The 16084-nt window shown below is 34.5% G+C and carries 11 protein-coding genes; 9 read left to right on the top strand and 2 right to left on the bottom strand.

The window, feature by feature from the left end; translation table 11 throughout:
* Positions 1-40 precede the first annotated feature (40 nt).
* Together AC0UBM_RS13595 and guaB are read left to right on the top strand one after the other, a co-directional pair.
* On the top strand, positions 41-742 hold the full coding sequence (locus AC0UBM_RS13595) for an Insecticidal toxin complex protein (RefSeq protein WP_475688959.1): 702 nt from the start codon (positions 41-43) through the stop codon (positions 740-742).
* Positions 743-814: 72 nt separating this feature from the next.
* A complete protein-coding gene (gene guaB, locus AC0UBM_RS13600; protein ID WP_414037190.1) occupies positions 815-2287 on the top strand; it encodes an IMP dehydrogenase in 1473 nt (490 codons plus the stop codon).
* A gap of 269 nt (positions 2288-2556) precedes the next feature.
* Here the strand turns inward: guaB and AC0UBM_RS13605 are convergent, their stop codons facing one another.
* Both AC0UBM_RS13605 and AC0UBM_RS13610 read right to left on the bottom strand, forming a co-directional pair.
* Positions 2557-3591 carry an AI-2E family transporter gene (locus AC0UBM_RS13605; RefSeq protein ID WP_475688960.1) on the bottom strand — a complete coding sequence of 345 codons (1035 nt, stop codon included), beginning with the start codon at positions 3589-3591 and terminating at the stop codon, positions 2557-2559.
* Positions 3592-3682: 91 nt separating this feature from the next.
* A complete protein-coding gene (locus tag AC0UBM_RS13610) occupies positions 3683-3925 on the bottom strand; it encodes a hypothetical protein (protein ID WP_475688961.1) in 243 nt (80 codons plus the stop codon).
* A 269-nt stretch (positions 3926-4194) separates the two neighbouring features.
* Here AC0UBM_RS13610 and AC0UBM_RS13615 point away from each other — a divergent pair, with 269 nt between their 5' ends.
* The 7 genes from AC0UBM_RS13615 (at position 4195) to AC0UBM_RS13645 (ending at position 16034) form a co-directional block, all read left to right on the top strand.
* Positions 4195-6150, top strand: a complete 1956-nt coding sequence (locus AC0UBM_RS13615; RefSeq protein ID WP_475688962.1) for a peptidylprolyl isomerase — start codon at positions 4195-4197, stop codon at positions 6148-6150.
* Positions 6151-7002: a peptidyl-prolyl cis-trans isomerase gene (locus AC0UBM_RS13620; protein WP_414037186.1), complete on the top strand. Its 852-nt coding sequence runs from the start codon at positions 6151-6153 to the stop codon at positions 7000-7002. It abuts the gene before it with no gap.
* Entirely contained in the window at positions 6965-8449 is a 1485-nt protein-coding gene (locus AC0UBM_RS13625; protein WP_475688963.1) for a peptidylprolyl isomerase, read from the top strand. The genes AC0UBM_RS13620 and AC0UBM_RS13625 overlap by 38 nt, the downstream gene beginning before the upstream one ends.
* A 3-nt stretch (positions 8450-8452) precedes the next feature.
* On the top strand, positions 8453-9406 hold the full coding sequence (locus tag AC0UBM_RS13630; RefSeq protein ID WP_414037184.1) for an AAA family ATPase: 954 nt from the start codon (positions 8453-8455) through the stop codon (positions 9404-9406).
* Between the two features lie 496 nt (positions 9407-9902).
* On the top strand, positions 9903-12680 hold the full coding sequence (locus AC0UBM_RS13635; RefSeq protein ID WP_414037183.1) for a bifunctional aconitate hydratase 2/2-methylisocitrate dehydratase: 2778 nt from the start codon (positions 9903-9905) through the stop codon (positions 12678-12680).
* A 282-nt stretch (positions 12681-12962) separates the two neighbouring features.
* The gene (locus AC0UBM_RS13640; RefSeq protein ID WP_434035403.1) at positions 12963-15236 is read left to right on the top strand and encodes an aconitate hydratase; all 2274 of its coding nucleotides are present in this window, start codon (positions 12963-12965) and stop codon (positions 15234-15236) included.
* Positions 15237-15362: 126 nt separating this feature from the next.
* Positions 15363-16034, top strand: a complete 672-nt coding sequence (locus tag AC0UBM_RS13645; RefSeq protein ID WP_414037181.1) for a Crp/Fnr family transcriptional regulator — start codon at positions 15363-15365, stop codon at positions 16032-16034.
* The last annotated feature ends 50 nt before the right edge of the window (positions 16035-16084 follow it).

The raw sequence follows: 16084 nt of genomic DNA on the forward strand, positions 1-16084 counted from the left end.
CCAAATTCTTAACTTTATCTTGTCCTGTAAATTTGAAACTATGAAATCATTTTACTTCGTCTTATTATGTTTAAGTTGCCAGGTTATGTTTGCTAAAGAATGGAAAAATTTAAAAGCCTATCAAAAGGAAACCAAACGAGATAGCTTAATTTTGGGAGAATGGTTAACGAAGGATAGAAAACAGAATTCGATTACTTGGCAAAACGCAAATGCTTATAATTTGTCTCATTTAAATTCCGAAGCCTATACAAGTGTTGGACAGCGATTGGGATTTTATCGATGGATTGAGCAAGAACTTAAACAAAAAGGGAATGAAATACATTGGATAATAATGGCCGGATTCATTTCTGATAAATTAAGCAAAATAGGCGTTTTTCCTTATAAGTATTTTGTGAAAAAATCTACTATTTATTATACCAATATTGGGAGTGAAGTTGTTTTTAAAAACGCATTACCATATTTAAAAAATGTTTTGGGAGCCGATGAGGTTCTTAAAGGTGAAGCTGCCGAAACTTGGGATTTAGAAATGCTTCATCGTGAACAATATGAATGGGTAGAGTCTGTTTACAGCATTATGGATGCGAAAAGTTTAGAACAGATTTCTGAAATTTCTAAAGGAAACGGGATTTATGGGGTGTTTGTGCCAAACGAATTGGAATTTACAGGTGATTTAAAAAATGCAGAGGACAGATATCTCTATGCTGTAAATGTGCTTTTGCCTTATTGTAAATCTTTAGATTAAAAATAGGCGATTTCAATTAAAACTTACTATTAAAAAACGTATATTTGCACGCAATTACATCTTAATTGCAACATGACAGCACACGAAAACAAAATTCTAGGAGAAGGACTAACCTACGACGACGTCTTATTAGTTCCTGCATTTTCCGAAATTTTACCAAGAGAGGTAAACATTCAGACAAAATTTACACGAAACATTACAATTAATGTACCCATAATTTCTGCAGCAATGGATACTGTTACAGAAAGTGCTATGGCTATTGCTATGGCTAGAGAAGGTGGTATTGGTGTGTTGCATAAAAACATGACGATTACACAGCAAGCTCAGGAAGTACGTAAAGTTAAGCGTGCAGAAAGCGGAATGATTATCGATCCTGTGACGTTACCTTTAACGGCTAAAGTTATTGATGCTAAAAATAGCATGAAGGAACATAGCATTGGAGGAATTCCGATTGTAGATGAAGACGGTAAATTAAAAGGTATCGTAACCAACAGAGATTTACGTTTCGAACATAAAAACAATCGCCCGATTGTTGAAATTATGACGTCTAAAAATCTTGTAACAGCGGCAGAAGGAACGTCTTTAAAAGATGCTGAAGTTATTTTACAAGAAAAGAAAATTGAAAAACTACCTGTAGTAGATGCAGATTATAACTTAATCGGATTAATTACATTTAGAGATATTACAAAACTTACACAAAAACCAAACGCGAATAAAGATACTTACGGACGTTTACGTGTTGCTGCAGCAATTGGAGTAACCGGAGATGCTGTAGAGCGTGCCGAAGCATTATATAAAGCTGGTGTCGATGCTATTATTATAGACACGGCGCACGGTCATACTAAAGGTGTGGTAAATGTGCTAAAAGAAGTGAAAGCAAAATTCCCTGATTTAGATGTTGTTGTTGGAAATATTGCTACAGCAGCGGCGGCTAAATATTTAGTAGAAGCAGGAGCAGATGCAGTAAAAGTAGGAATAGGTCCAGGTTCAATTTGTACTACACGTGTGGTTGCAGGAGTTGGATTCCCTCAGTTTTCTGCAGTATTAGAAGTAGCTGCAGCCATAAAAGGTTCTGGTGTTCCTGTAATTGCAGATGGAGGTATTCGTTATACGGGAGATATTCCTAAAGCTATTGCAGCTGGAGCAGATACGGTAATGTTAGGTTCTTTATTGGCAGGTACGAAAGAATCTCCTGGAGAAACTATTATTTTCGAAGGAAGAAAGTTTAAGTCTTACCGAGGCATGGGTTCTGTAGAAGCCATGAAAGAAGGTAGTAAAGACCGTTATTTCCAAGATGTAGAAGACGATATTAAAAAATTAGTACCAGAAGGTATTGTTGGTCGTGTAGATTATAAAGGTGAATTGTTTGAAAGTATTCATCAGTTTGTAGGAGGTTTACGCGCTGGTATGGGGTACTGTGGTTCTAAAGATATTGAAACCTTAAAAGAAACAGGTCGTTTTGTGAAAATTACAGCGAGTGGAATTAACGAAAGTCACCCACATGATGTAACCATTACAAAAGAATCTCCAAATTATTCAAGATAGATTATGTAAGACGTGATTCTTACTTTAATATATAAACTCCAATTGAAACTGCTTTAGTTTTAATTGGAGTTTTTTTATGAGTACACTTGTAAATAAGAAGTATGATTAGTGCAATCCAAGGCTAAAGAGATAGCTAAATGCGGTGTTTTAGGTATTTGATATGCCATATACGGCCAAGGATTTTTTGAGTAAATACAAGGAGACGCTAGCAGTGTCAAAAGATTGAGCTCCTTTCAACTCTATTGGTGCTGTCTAATGCTAAATTTTAGCTAGCCCTTAGATAGCAGGCCAGCAATAAGCTTGGTGCTAGGAAACTGTTCTAAAATTATTTTCACAAATACTGTAATTGGAATAGCCATAATTAATCCAGGAATACCCCAAATAAAGCCCCAAAGCATTAGCATTACTAAAACGGTTATAATATTAATAGAGAATGATTTTCCCATAAATACAGGTTCTAAAATAGTTCCAAACAACACTTGAGTTCCTGTAATACACATAATAAAGAATACTAAAGTACTCGTGACTTCTATTTCTACAAACGCGAAAATAGATAAGAATATTACGGTTACAAAAGAGCCTACCATTTGAATAAAGTTGATGATAAAAGCAAATAATCCCCAAAATATAGGAAAGCTAACATCAAAAGCGAAGCACGCTAAACCGGTAAAAATACCAGTCATTAAACTTACAAATACTTTTACTTTTATAAATTGTATTAAATCCTTTTCAATTTTCAAGAAGGTTTTTATCGACGTATGTTTTTGTTTTAAAATAGTACGATTTAATACGTTGTGAACGTTAATCGATTCTGCTAGCCATAGAACCACAAAAAAAGCAGTCATTAACATCATAGTAATGGTCGACCGCAGGAAATTTAGTGTCGGACCAAAATTACTAACAAGGGTTTCTTTGTCAAATAATTGTTTAGATATACTAATGTTATCTTTTAGTAAATCTGTCCCAAAGAAGTTTTCTAAACTCGATATTAAAAGTTTTATTTTTTCTTCGGCCTTAATAAGAAATGCATCGCTAGTGGATAAGATTTCCCTACTCGATAAATGCACCAAATACCCTAGTAATTTAAAAAAGACAAGGATAATAAGTATAATAACAATAATGCTTACCGTTCTAGGTAAATTTCGCTTTGTTAACCATCGCATTATTGGTAAAAAAAGTAACGCAATAAACATGGAAAAAATAAGAGGCACAAAAATAAAGGATAGTATATTTAGTAAATAGAATACTAAAGGTATTACTATAATAAGTAGGAGGAAATTTGTTGTTCGTCTATCGTTTAACATAGTATATGGGCACTTAAAATATCGAGTAGCAAATGTAATTATAAAGCGTAAAGTTTAAGTATGAAAATAAAATAAATTTATATCCCATTTTTTATGATTCTGATAGGTAGACTTGGCCACGATGTGGCTTTAAAGCATCCCGTATCGGTTTCATGTCTAACTCGTCTACAACCAAATATGCAATGGCGTGCATATCGGTAATTGCAGCAAAACCAGTAATCGAAATATCTAAGTTTTCGTTTTTAATATATTCCTTCAAGTGCACCTCATGATGTTCGGCTGTTTTTAAAGCCTGAGGTCCACGAAAATCCCAAATTAGTTTTAATTGTCGCATGTGTTAAAATTTCATCAAAAGTACACATTCCATTTTCAGATTCAAGTTGCTCATGCTATTATTGTATGTTGTTTTATGTTTAAATTTTAAGAGCGCGTATTTTTAAGACGAAAATATTTAGTAAAGCAATAAGAAAGCGAAAGCGATGTTATAACAATCTTTAACGTATAGGTGACTTTAAAATACTAAAGTTATCTTAATACCGTTTGTTAAAGCAACTTGTATTGTGGCTTTATATTATTACTTTTGCTCACATTAAATTTTTAATAATGAAATTGAAATCCGTTTTTATGTTGCTATTGCTTACCGTTTCAGTTGTAGGTACGGCACAAATAACTTCAGACGATATACTTTTTTCGGTAGATGACTCTCCAGTATATGCTTCTGAATTTTTAAGAGTTTATAATAAGAACTTAGACTTAGTTAAAGACGAATCTCAGAAGGATGTAGATGCTTATCTGCAATTATTCATTAATTATAAGTTAAAACTTGCCGAGGCCAAAGCGTTAAAGTTAGACGAAAAACCTGCTTATAAAAAGGAATTATTATCCTATAGAAATCAGCTTGCACAAAACTATTTAGTCGATAATGCAGTAACGGAAGAATTAGTCGAAGAAGCATATACTCGATTAAAAACAGACGTTAAAGCCAGACATATTCTTGTAAAGGTCGATGCCAATGCGGCGCCAAAAGATACATTAGCGGCGTATATGGAAATCGTAAAGCTAAGAAATCGCTTAATAGGCGAGGGGTTCGATAAAGTGCAGAAAGATGTTCACGATGGTAAAGAAATCTTTGCCGAAGATCTAGGATATTTCTCAGCTTTTAAAATGGTGTATAGTTTTGAGAATGCGGCTTACAACACTCAAGTAGGCGATGTGTCGCAACCATTTAGAACACGTTTTGGATATCACGTGGTTCAGGTTTTAGATAAACGTCCGTCGCGAGGTACCGTAAAAGTGGCGCATATTATGATTGTCAAAAACGCTAAAGGCGATACCATTTCTCAACCAGAAGTACGGATTAACGAAATTTACAAGAAACTAACCCAAGGCGAAAGTTTTGAAAGTTTAGCCAAGCAGTTCTCAGAAGATAAAAATTCGGCCAATCAAGGAGGGGAATTAGCACCATTTTCTATGGGACAAATATCTTCTAGCGAATTTGAAACAGAAGCGTTTAATTTGGTATTAGTCGATCAATACTCAAAACCGTTTAAAACCGATTTTGGATGGCATATTGTTAAATTATTAGAGAAAAAACCAGTCCCTCCTTTTTCCGAAATTAAGGAGGAGTTAGAAGATAAAGTGAAGAAAGATAGTAGGTCGGAACGCATAGACGAGAGTCGTATTCAAAAATTAAAAAAGGCGTATAATATAGCCGAAGAACAGCCTGCAATACCTTATTTTGTTAAGATTTTAAATAAAACATACTATACTAACACTTGGGAATTGCCTTCTAAGTTTAAAGCAGAAAACGAGTTATTTAAGTTAGGCGAGCACGTGTATACGTATAAAGACTTTGGCGATTACATGGTAAAACGTCAAAATCTGTTTTCAGATAAAGTATCTTTCGAAAAAATAGTCGAAATAAATTATAATACGTTTTTAGAGAAAGAATTAAAATCCTATCAGGAAGCCAATTTGGAAAACGAAAACTCAGAATTTGCCAATATTGTTGGCGAGTATAGAGATGGTTTATTACTCTTCGATTTAATGGAAACGGAAATCTGGAATGCTGGGAATACCGATACAGTTGCTGTGCAGGAATATTACGAAACGCATAAAGAAAATTACAGCTGGAACATGCGTGTAGACGCCATAGTGGGGGCTTCTGTAGATAGAAAGGTCATTAAAAAAACAGCTAGACTATTAAAAAAGGATGTACCTTTAGAAGATATTAAAGCTAAATTTAATGTAAACGACGAAATTCATGTTATTTTTACAACAGGAATTTTAGAGAAAAATCACCAAAGTCTTCCAGAGAATTTTGAATATAAAACTGGAGTCTCTAGTATTTACGAATTTAATGATGGTTATATTGTAGCCAAAGTTAAACAGGTGCTTCCAAAAACTTTAAAATCTTTCGAAGAAGCTAAAGGTAGTGTGATTAACGATTTTCAAACCGAAAAAGAGGATCTTTGGATGCAAGAATTACACGCAAAATATACCGTTACAGTGGACGAAAGCGTGCTAACCAAGATAAGAAACGACATTAACAATCAATAATTGAAGATAAGAATTATAATAGTATTCGTATTACTAAGTTTGACGTCTTGTCAGCTTTTTAAAACCGAAGATACGCGCATTCCAGTCGCTCGTGTTAACGACTCTTTCTTGTATCAAGAAGATATTGAAGGATTGGTTTTCGATGGCACATCTAAGGAGGATAGTACCGTTTTTGTTCAGAATTTTATTACCCGATGGGCAACTCAAGAGTTGTTGGTAGATGGTGCTAAACGGAACTTAAACGAGACCAAATTAGACAACTTTAAACGTTTAGTTAATCAGTATCAAAAAGATTTATATTCCAAGGCATATTTAGAAGCTTTAGTACAGCGCAGTATTGATACCTCGGTTTCTATTAGTGAAGCCGAACGCTATTATAATGCGAATATAGAAGCCTTTAAGTTAAACGAAGACTTAATCAAATTTCGCTACATTAATGTAAACGACAACAGATTGGATTTTAAAGACATTCAATCCAAGTTTAAACGATTCAATTCCGAAGATAAAAGAGAACTAGATTCAATTTCAATTCAGTTTAAATCTTATGCTTTAAACGACTCGATTTGGATAAAAGTAAGTCAGGTTTTAAGCAAGATTCCAGTGGTTTCTGCCGAAAACAAAGAGCAACTGTTAAAAAAATCTAATTTTATACAACTCAAAGATTCATTAGGAGTATATTTGATGCATATTAACGATGTTTTATTGCGAGGTAGCACAGCCCCATTGGAGTACGTTAAACCCACTATCGATCAAATCGTGATTAATAAAAGAAAATTAGAGCTCATTCGAGATTTAGAAAAAGATATTACAAAAGATGCAATTAAGAACAAACAATTTGAAATTTATAATTAACCTAAAACAAGCTTTCTTTTTAAGCTTTATTCTTTGTGTAAATGGAGTGTTTGCACAAGAAATTATTCCAGACGAAGTTGTCGAAGTTAAAGAAGTTGCCGAAACCAAAGATGTGGAGGAAACTATAAGGGCTATAGATTCTGTAGTGTCTCCAGGAGCGCGAAAAATTGATGGCGTTGCTGCTGTAATTGGAGATTATATTGTTCTTGAATCGGATGTAGATAATACCGTATTGCAATTAAAAGCTCAAGGTGTAAATACAGACGATTTTACCGAATGTGAATTGTTTGGAAAACTTCTTGAAGATAAATTATATTCTCACCAAGCTATTCAGGATAGTATTGTCGTGAATGATATGGAAATTTATTCCTTTGTGGATCAACAAATCCAACAGTTTTTACAGCAAACAAATGGTTCTATGGATGCCTTATTAAAATTGTATAATAAGGAAGACGAAAAGAGTTTTAGAGACGAAATGTTTGAGATTAACAAAAACCAGAAGTTAGCTCAAGAAATGCAACAAAAAATTGTAGCGGATATAGAAATTACACCAGAAGAAGTACGTGACTTTTTTAATGGTATTCCAGAAGACGAACGTCCTACATTTGGTACAGAATTACGTGTGGCACAAATTGTTGTAGAGCCAGAAGTTACCGAAGAAGAAAAGCAAAAAGTAATAGATCGTTTAAAAGAAATGAAAGCCGATGTGATCGAGAATGGTGCGAGTTTTAGATCTAAAGTGGTGTTATATACAGACGATAAAGCCTCTGTAGCAAATGGTGGTTTATATACATTAAACCGTAAGCAACCTAAAATGGTAAAAGAGTTTAGACAAGTTGCTTTTTCATTAAAAGAAGGTGAAATTTCAGATCCGTTTCCTACCGAATATGGTTATCATATTATTTATTTAGAAAAAATTAGAGGTCAAGAATACGACGTACGTCACGTTTTATTAATGCCAAAAGTGTCTGATGAAGAAATAAAAAAGGCTAAAGAGAAAATAGATAAAGTTAGAGAAGAACTTGTAAGTGGAGAAATCACCTTTGCAGAAGCAGCGAAGAAGTATAGTGATGAAAAGGAGACGAAATACGACGGCGGACAATTAATTAATGGTCAGACGCAAGATTATAATTTTGAGTTAACTAAAATGGATACCGAGTTATACGGGCAAATCCAAAATTTAAAAGACGAAGAAATTAGTTTAGTCTTAAAAGATCAAGACCGTACTGGAAAAATAAAATTCAAGTTACTTATGGTTTCAGATCGTGTAGACGAGCATGTTGCAAATTATGCGCAAGATTACCTTAAGATTAAAGAAATTGCTTTAGATGAAAAACGTTTAAGAGCAATTGAAAAATGGCAAAAAGAAACGATTTCCGACACCTATATTAAAATAAGTGGCGATTATAGAGATTGCGAATTTGCGAGTAACTGGTTAAAAAAATAAGGAATGTCTGACGTTGCTTCTGTAGAAAAATTTGTTAAAAAATTTAGTGCTTTAAAAACCGAAATCTCTAAGATCATAATTGGTCAAGATCAGGTGGTCGAGCAAATTTTAATTTCTATTTTTTCTGGTGGTCACGCCTTATTAATTGGTGTACCTGGATTGGCCAAAACTTTAATGGTAAATACCATTTCTCAGGCTTTAGGTTTAGATTTTAAACGTATACAGTTTACTCCAGATTTAATGCCTAGTGATATTCTTGGAAGTGAAATCTTAGACGAAAGCAGAAACTTTAAATTTATTAAAGGACCTATATTTTCTAATATTATTCTAGCAGACGAAATAAACAGAACACCTCCAAAAACGCAAGCAGCCTTGTTAGAAGCTATGCAAGAGCGTTCGGTCACTGTTTCGGGACAACATTATAAATTGAATCTTCCGTATTTTGTTTTAGCAACACAAAACCCAATAGAACAAGAGGGAACCTATCCTTTGCCAGAAGCGCAATTAGACCGGTTTATGTTTGCTATTTATTTAGATTATCCTACTTTTCAAGAAGAAGTAGATGTTGTAAAAGCAACCACTTCAGATAGAGTTATAACGGTAAACCCGTTGTTTAATGCGAATGAAATTGTCGACTTTCAAAAGTTAATCCGACGTGTACCTGTTGCAGATAATGTTATAGAGTATGCCGTCACTATGGTTGGTAAAACGCGACCAAATTCAGATGCGGCACCAGATTTAGTTAAAAACTACCTAGACTGGGGTGCTGGACCTCGAGCTTCTCAAAACTTAATTTTAGCAGCGAAAACACATGCCGTAGTACGCGGGAAATTCTCTCCAGATATAGAAGATGTTCAGGCTGTAGCCTTCGGTATTCTTAGACACCGAATTATTAGAAACTACAAGGCAGAAGCTGAAGGTATTTCAGAAGAAAATATAATTAAAAGTCTGTTTTAAATGCCCTTAAATTGTTCCAAAACTTACTAATTTTACCGTCTATTTCATCCAAAATTGTGTTGTCGGAAACGAGAATTATGGAACTGTTATTTAGATTGGTTATAAAGTAAGATATTCGCAATAAAAAATTAAATTCCTAATAAACTTTTAGCAAAAAATCAGATTTAGTAATAATTATTGAATATAAAAGTGATTATGTTAAAATCTGATGATACTATAACAAATTAATATCATATATGATTGTATTAGAGTCTTTCTTTTCAAAACTTTGCATTAAATTTTTTATGTTTGCAAAGTTTTAAAAAAAAGCGGACAAACGTTTGGTGTATATTGATTTTAGACGTGATAAAAGTGCTTTCAGATTGAAATTATTATATCGTTTGCGCACCGCTTGTTATTAAGTTGTTTTTAATATCAAAATTTTAAACACTTGTAACAGCTATTGCTATAGAATAAACGTACACGAATCTAAATATTGACAAATAAATTATTGTTTATGACTACCTATAAAGATTACATTAAGGAGATAGAAGATCGTAAAGGTCAGGGGCTTCATCCAAAGCCAATTGATGGTGCTGAATTATTAAGTGAAATCATTGCACAGATTAAAGATCTAGATAACGAGTATAGAGAAGATTCTCTTAACTTTTTTATCTATAATGTGTTGCCTGGAACAACTGCGGCTGCTATTGTAAAAGCTAAGTTTTTAAAAGAAATTATCCTTGGTGATTCTGTAGTTAAAGAAATTACTCCTGCTTTTGCTTTAGAACAATTATCTCACATGAAGGGTGGACCTTCAATAGAAGTATTATTAGATTTAGCTTTAGGTTCTGATGCTACCTTAGCGAAAGAAGCGGCCGAAGTTTTAAAAACACAAGTATTTCTTTACGATGCGGATACTGCACGTTTAGAAAAAGCATACAAAGACGGAAATGCGGTAGCTAAAGACTTATTAGAAAGTTATGCGAAAGCAGAATTTTTTACTAAACTTCCAGAAATAGACGAAAAAATAGACGTAGTAACATTTATCGCAGGAGTTGGTGATATTTCAACAGATTTATTATCTCCAGGTGGTGATGCACACTCGCGTTCAGATAGAGAATTACACGGTCAGTGTTTATTCGAACACAATAAAGAACAACAAGCAGAATTAAAAGCCTTACAAGCACAACATCCAGATAAACGTGTGATGTTAATTGCTGAAAAAGGAACAATGGGTGTTGGGTCTTCTAGAATGTCTGGTGTAAACAACGTGGCATTATGGACTGGTATTAAAGCTAGCCCGTATGTACCATTTATTAATATTGCACCAGTAATTGCTGGAACAAACGGAATTTCACCAATTTTCTTAACTACAGTTGGTGTAACAGGAGGTATTGGTTTAGATCTTAAAAACTGGGTGCAACAAAAAGATGCAGACGGAAACACGATTCGTGACGAAGAAGGAGAACCTATCTTAAAAGAAGAGTATTCTGTTGCAACAGGAACGGTACTTACTATTAATACAAAAGAGAAAAAATTATATAACGGCGATACCGTATTAAAAGATATTTCTGCAGCATTTACACCACAAAAAATGGAGTTTATGAAAGCAGGTGGATCTTACGCTGTGGTATTCGGTAAGAAATTACAAACCGTTGCTTCTAAAATATTAGGGGTAGATGTTGTGCCAGTATATGCACCATCAAAAGAAATTTCTATTGAAGGACAAGGACTTACAGCTGTTGAAAAAATATTCAACAAAAATGCCGTAGGAACAACGCCAGGGAAAGTATTACATGCAGGTTCAGACGTTCGTGTAGAAGTTAATATTGTAGGGTCTCAAGATACTACAGGTTTAATGACTTCTCAAGAATTAGAAATGATGGCTGCGACAGTAATTTCTCCAATTGTAGATGGAGCTTACCAATCAGGATGTCATACAGCGTCTGTATGGGATAATAAATCTAAAGCGAACATCCCAAGATTAATGCGCTTTATGAACGACTTTGGTTTAATTACTGGTCGTGATCCTAAAGGGAAATATTTCCCAATGACAGATGTTATTCATAAAGTACTTAACGATATTACAGTAGGAGATTGGGACATTATTATTGGTGGAGATTCTCATACACGTATGTCTAAAGGTGTGGCTTTCGGAGCAGATTCAGGAACCGTGGCTTTAGCATTAGCTACAGGTGAGGCTTCTATGCCAATTCCACAGTCGGTTAAAGTAACCTTTAAAGGTGAAATGAAATCGTATATGGATTTCCGTGATGTGGTACACGCAACGCAACAACAAATGTTAAAGCAATTTGGTGGTGAAAACGTATTCCAAGGACGAATCATCGAGGTTCATATTGGAACATTAACTGCCGATCAAGCTTTTACATTTACAGATTGGACTGCAGAAATGAAGGCTAAGGCGTCTATCTGTATTTCTGAAGACGATACTTTAATTGAATCTTTAGAGATTGCAAAAGGTCGTATCCAAATCATGATTGATAAGGGAATGGACAATGCAGGTCAAGTTCTTAAAGGTCTTGTTGAAAAAGCAGAAACTAGAATCACTGAGCTTAAAACTGGAATTAAACCAGCGTTAAGACCAGATGCTAATGCAAAATATGAAGCAGAAGTTGTAATTGATTTAGATCAAATCGTTGAACCAATGATTGCCGATCCAGATGTAAATAACGACGATGTTTCTAAACGTTATACTCACGATGTGATTAGACCATTATCTTTCTACGGCGGAACTAAGCAAGTAGATTTAGGATTCGTTGGTTCTTGTATGGTACATAAAGGTGATATGAAAATATTAGCTCAGATGTTAAAAAACATTGAGAAGCAAAAAGGTAAAGTAGAGTTTAAAGCTCCTCTAGTAGTAGCACCTCCAACTTACAATATTGTAGACGAGTTAAAAGCAGAAGGAGACTGGGAAGTATTACAAAAATATTCTGGTTTCGAATTCGACGATAACGATCCAAAAGCAGTAGCGCGTACAGGATACGAAAACATGCTATATTTAGAGCGTCCAGGGTGTAACCTTTGTATGGGTAACCAAGAAAAGGCAGAACCAGGAGATACAGTAATGGCAACATCAACGCGTTTATTCCAAGGACGTGTGGTTAAGGATTCTGGAGAGAAAAAAGGAGAGTCTTTATTATCTTCAACTCCAGTTGTGGTATTATCTACAATTTTAGGTAGAACACCTAATTTAGCAGAATACCAAGAAGCTGTAGAAGGTATCAACTTAACGAAATTTAAGCCTTCAAGTAAGCTATTGTCTGTATAATTTACAGCATACACTAATTATATATTTAAAGCCTGAATCTTAGATTCAGGCTTTTTTTATGATTTGTAATAGGTATTTCATTCTAAAGTGGAGCATTTCAGTTTAAGTCTCTTTTTATCAAAACACCTTAATTTCATTGCTAAAAAGGCTGAATTACTCTGGTTTTTAGCTCTAACAGTTAAAATGTTTCCTATAATCATTCTATATAATATAAACTTTTTTATAGTCATCTTACATTTCGTATATTAGAATCTAAAATAGTTTAATAAAACAATAAAAAATATGGCATTCGATATTGACATGATTAAGAGTGTTTACAGTCAGATTTCTGAACGTGTAGACAAAGCAAGAGAGGTAGTAGGAACACCATTAACACTATCTGAAAAGATTTTATATTCTCACCTCTGGGATGGGGTTTCTAATAAAGCATTTGTTAGAGGGAAAGATTACGTAGATTTCGCCCCAGATCGTATCGCTTGTCAGGATGCAACGGCACAAATGGCATTATTGCAATTTATGCAAGCCGGAAAAGATAATGTAGCTGTACCAACAACGGTACACTGCGATCACTTAATTCAAGCTAAAGAAGGCGCTTCAACAGATTTAAAACACGCAAACGATGTAAGTAGCGAAGTGTTTAAATTTTTAGAATCGGTGTCTAATAAATATGGTATCGGATTCTGGAAACCAGGAGCAGGTATTATTCATCAAGTTGTTTTAGAAAATTATGCATTCCCAGGAGGAATGATGATTGGTACCGATTCTCACACTGTAAATGCCGGTGGATTAGGAATGGTAGCCATTGGAGTAGGTGGTGCCGATGCTGTAGATGTTATGGCAGGTATGGCTTGGGAATTAAAATTCCCTAAATTAATAGGTGTGAAGTTAACCGGAAAACTTACGGGTTGGACTGCGCCTAAAGATGTTATTTTAAAAGTAGCAGAAATTCTTACCGTTAAAGGAGGAACAGGTGCTATTGTAGAATATTTTGGTGAAGGTGCAACGTCTATGTCGTGTACTGGAAAAGGGACTATTTGTAATATGGGAGCCGAAATTGGAGCAACAACCTCTACTTTTGGTTACGACGAGTCTATGGAACGTTATTTACGTGCTACAGAACGTGCCGATGTTGCAGATGCTGCAAATGAAGTAAAAGAGTATCTAACTGCAGATCCTGAAGTGTATGCTAACCCTGAGCAATATTTTGATGAAGTTATAGAGATTAATTTATCAGAATTAGGCCCACTATTAAACGGACCATTTACACCGGATTTATCGACTACCGTAGGTGCAGAAATGACTGAAAAAGCAAAAGCTAACGATTGGCCAATAAAAGTAGAATGGGGATTAATCGGGTCGTGTACAAACTCGTCTTACGAAGATTTATCTCGTGCATCATCTATAGCGCAACAAGCTCTAGATAAAAAATTAAAAACAAAAGCAGAATTTGGTATTAATCCAGGTTCTGAAAAAGTAAGATATACAACAGAGCGTGATGGGATTCTTGAAATTTTCGAGAAATTAGATGCTACAATATTTACAAATGCTTGCGGACCATGTATTGGTCAGTGGGCAAGATATAGCGATCCTAAAAACGCACCTAAAAATAGTATCATCCACTCGTTTAACAGAAACTTTGCTAAGCGTGCAGATGGAAATCCAAATACGCACGCTTTTGTGGCGTCTCCAGAAATGGTTGCTGCCATTGCCATTGCAGGACGCTTAGACTTTAATCCGTTAACAGATAAGTTAATTAATGAGGATGGAGAAGAAGTGATGTTCGATGAACCAACAGGATGGGAATTACCTCCTAAAGGATTCGAAGTTAAAGACAATGGGTATTTAGCTCCAGACGAAGATGGTAGCAATGTTGTAGTATCTGTAGATCCAGATTCTGAACGTTTACAATTATTAGAACCTTTTACTCCAATTGGTGATTCGATAACCGGTGCTAAATTATTAATAAAAGCTTTCGGAAAATGTACAACCGATCATATCTCGATGGCGGGACCTTGGTTGCGTTACCGTGGGCATCTAGACAATATTTCTAACAACTGTTTAATTGGGGCTGTAAATGCATTCAATAAGAAAACAAACTTTGTTAAAAATCAATTGACTGGAGATTTTGAGGGTGTGCCAGATACGGCTCGTGCTTATAAAGCAGCAGGTATTAAATCTATTGTAGTGGGAGACCATAATTATGGAGAAGGATCGTCTCGTGAACATGCGGCTATGGAACCTCGCCATTTAGGTGTCGCTGCTGTTTTAGTGAAGTCTTTTGCACGTATCCACGAAACAAACCTTAAAAAACAAGGGATGTTAGGATTAACGTTTGCGAATGAATCAGATTACGATTTAATTCAAGAAGACGATGTAATTAATTTCTTAGATTTAAATGAATTTGCTCCAGATAAGCAATTAACTATCGAGTTTGTTCATAAAGATGGAACTAAAGATGTTATTAAAACAGATCATACATATAATGCCGCACAGATTGCGTGGTACAAAGAAGGATCTGCATTAAACCTAATTAAAAAGGAAAATGCGTCAGCTTAATTAAATCCAGTTGAAAATTCATATAAACTCCTAAGGTTGCTTAGGAGTTTTTTTTGTTTAAAAGGTGTCAGTAAGGATAATACCTGTATAGCGACTATGTCTAATATCCATTTTATACCCGTTACTATGAGCACACTTTGGTTTTTTGAAGACGTAAATTTATTTCGAAAGTTATGTCCGCATAAGTTTAAGGCCTATAAAAAAGAACATCTATTTTCTGGTTATAAGAAGAAAGACTATATCTATTTTGAAGAAGATTCTTCGAATAAAATATTTTTAATCGAAAAAGGCAAAGTTAAAATCGGGTACTATAATGAGGATGGTGCAGAAGTGGTTAAAGCCATATTGTCTAGAGGTGAGCTTTTTGGAGAAAAGGCCATCTTAGGCGAAACAAAACGCGACGAGTTTGCCCAGTCCTTAGACAATTCAACTACTATTTGTCCTATTGGAGTAGAAACCATGTACGACTTAATGCGCGATAATCAATCTTTCAGTTTTAAAGTCTATAAGTTTATCGGTTTAAAGTTTAAGAAACTAGAAAGACGTTTACAGCTTTTATTATTTAAAGATTCGAAGACACGCTTAAAGGAATTTTTATCGGAATTATGTGAAGATTCAGGCACACCTTGTCCAAATACAGGAGATACCATAATTAGTCATGACTATACTCAAAGTGATATTGCTTCATTAATAGGCATTTCTAGACCTACCTTAAATATCCTGCTTAACGAGTTAAAAGAAGAGAGTTACCTAGATTTCTATAGAAAAGAAATCCGTATTTTAAATAATGTTGCATAAATTTTTAACTTTTTTCGTTTGTGTTAGATAGCTAACAAAATAAGTTTTGC

The organism is Formosa sp. F44, assembly GCF_056238645.1.

Excerpts from the sequence above, each read along its gene's own strand:
- AC0UBM_RS13595 (WP_475688959.1), top strand. The coding sequence starts at position 41 with ATGAAATCATTTTACTTCGTCTTATTATGTTTAAGTTGCCAGGTTATG.
- guaB (WP_414037190.1), top strand. The coding sequence starts at position 815 with ATGACAGCACACGAAAACAAAATTCTAGGAGAAGGACTAACCTACGAC.
- AC0UBM_RS13605 (WP_475688960.1), bottom strand. The coding sequence starts at position 3,591 with ATGTTAAACGATAGACGAACAACAAATTTCCTCCTACTTATTATAGTA.
- AC0UBM_RS13610 (WP_475688961.1), bottom strand. The coding sequence starts at position 3,925 with ATGCGACAATTAAAACTAATTTGGGATTTTCGTGGACCTCAGGCTTTA.
- AC0UBM_RS13615 (WP_475688962.1), top strand. The coding sequence starts at position 4,195 with ATGAAATTGAAATCCGTTTTTATGTTGCTATTGCTTACCGTTTCAGTT.
- AC0UBM_RS13625 (WP_475688963.1), top strand. The coding sequence starts at position 6,965 with ATGCAATTAAGAACAAACAATTTGAAATTTATAATTAACCTAAAACAA.
- AC0UBM_RS13630 (WP_414037184.1), top strand. The coding sequence starts at position 8,453 with ATGTCTGACGTTGCTTCTGTAGAAAAATTTGTTAAAAAATTTAGTGCT.
- AC0UBM_RS13635 (WP_414037183.1), top strand. The coding sequence starts at position 9,903 with ATGACTACCTATAAAGATTACATTAAGGAGATAGAAGATCGTAAAGGT.
- AC0UBM_RS13640 (WP_434035403.1), top strand. The coding sequence starts at position 12,963 with ATGGCATTCGATATTGACATGATTAAGAGTGTTTACAGTCAGATTTCT.
- AC0UBM_RS13645 (WP_414037181.1), top strand. The coding sequence starts at position 15,363 with ATGAGCACACTTTGGTTTTTTGAAGACGTAAATTTATTTCGAAAGTTA.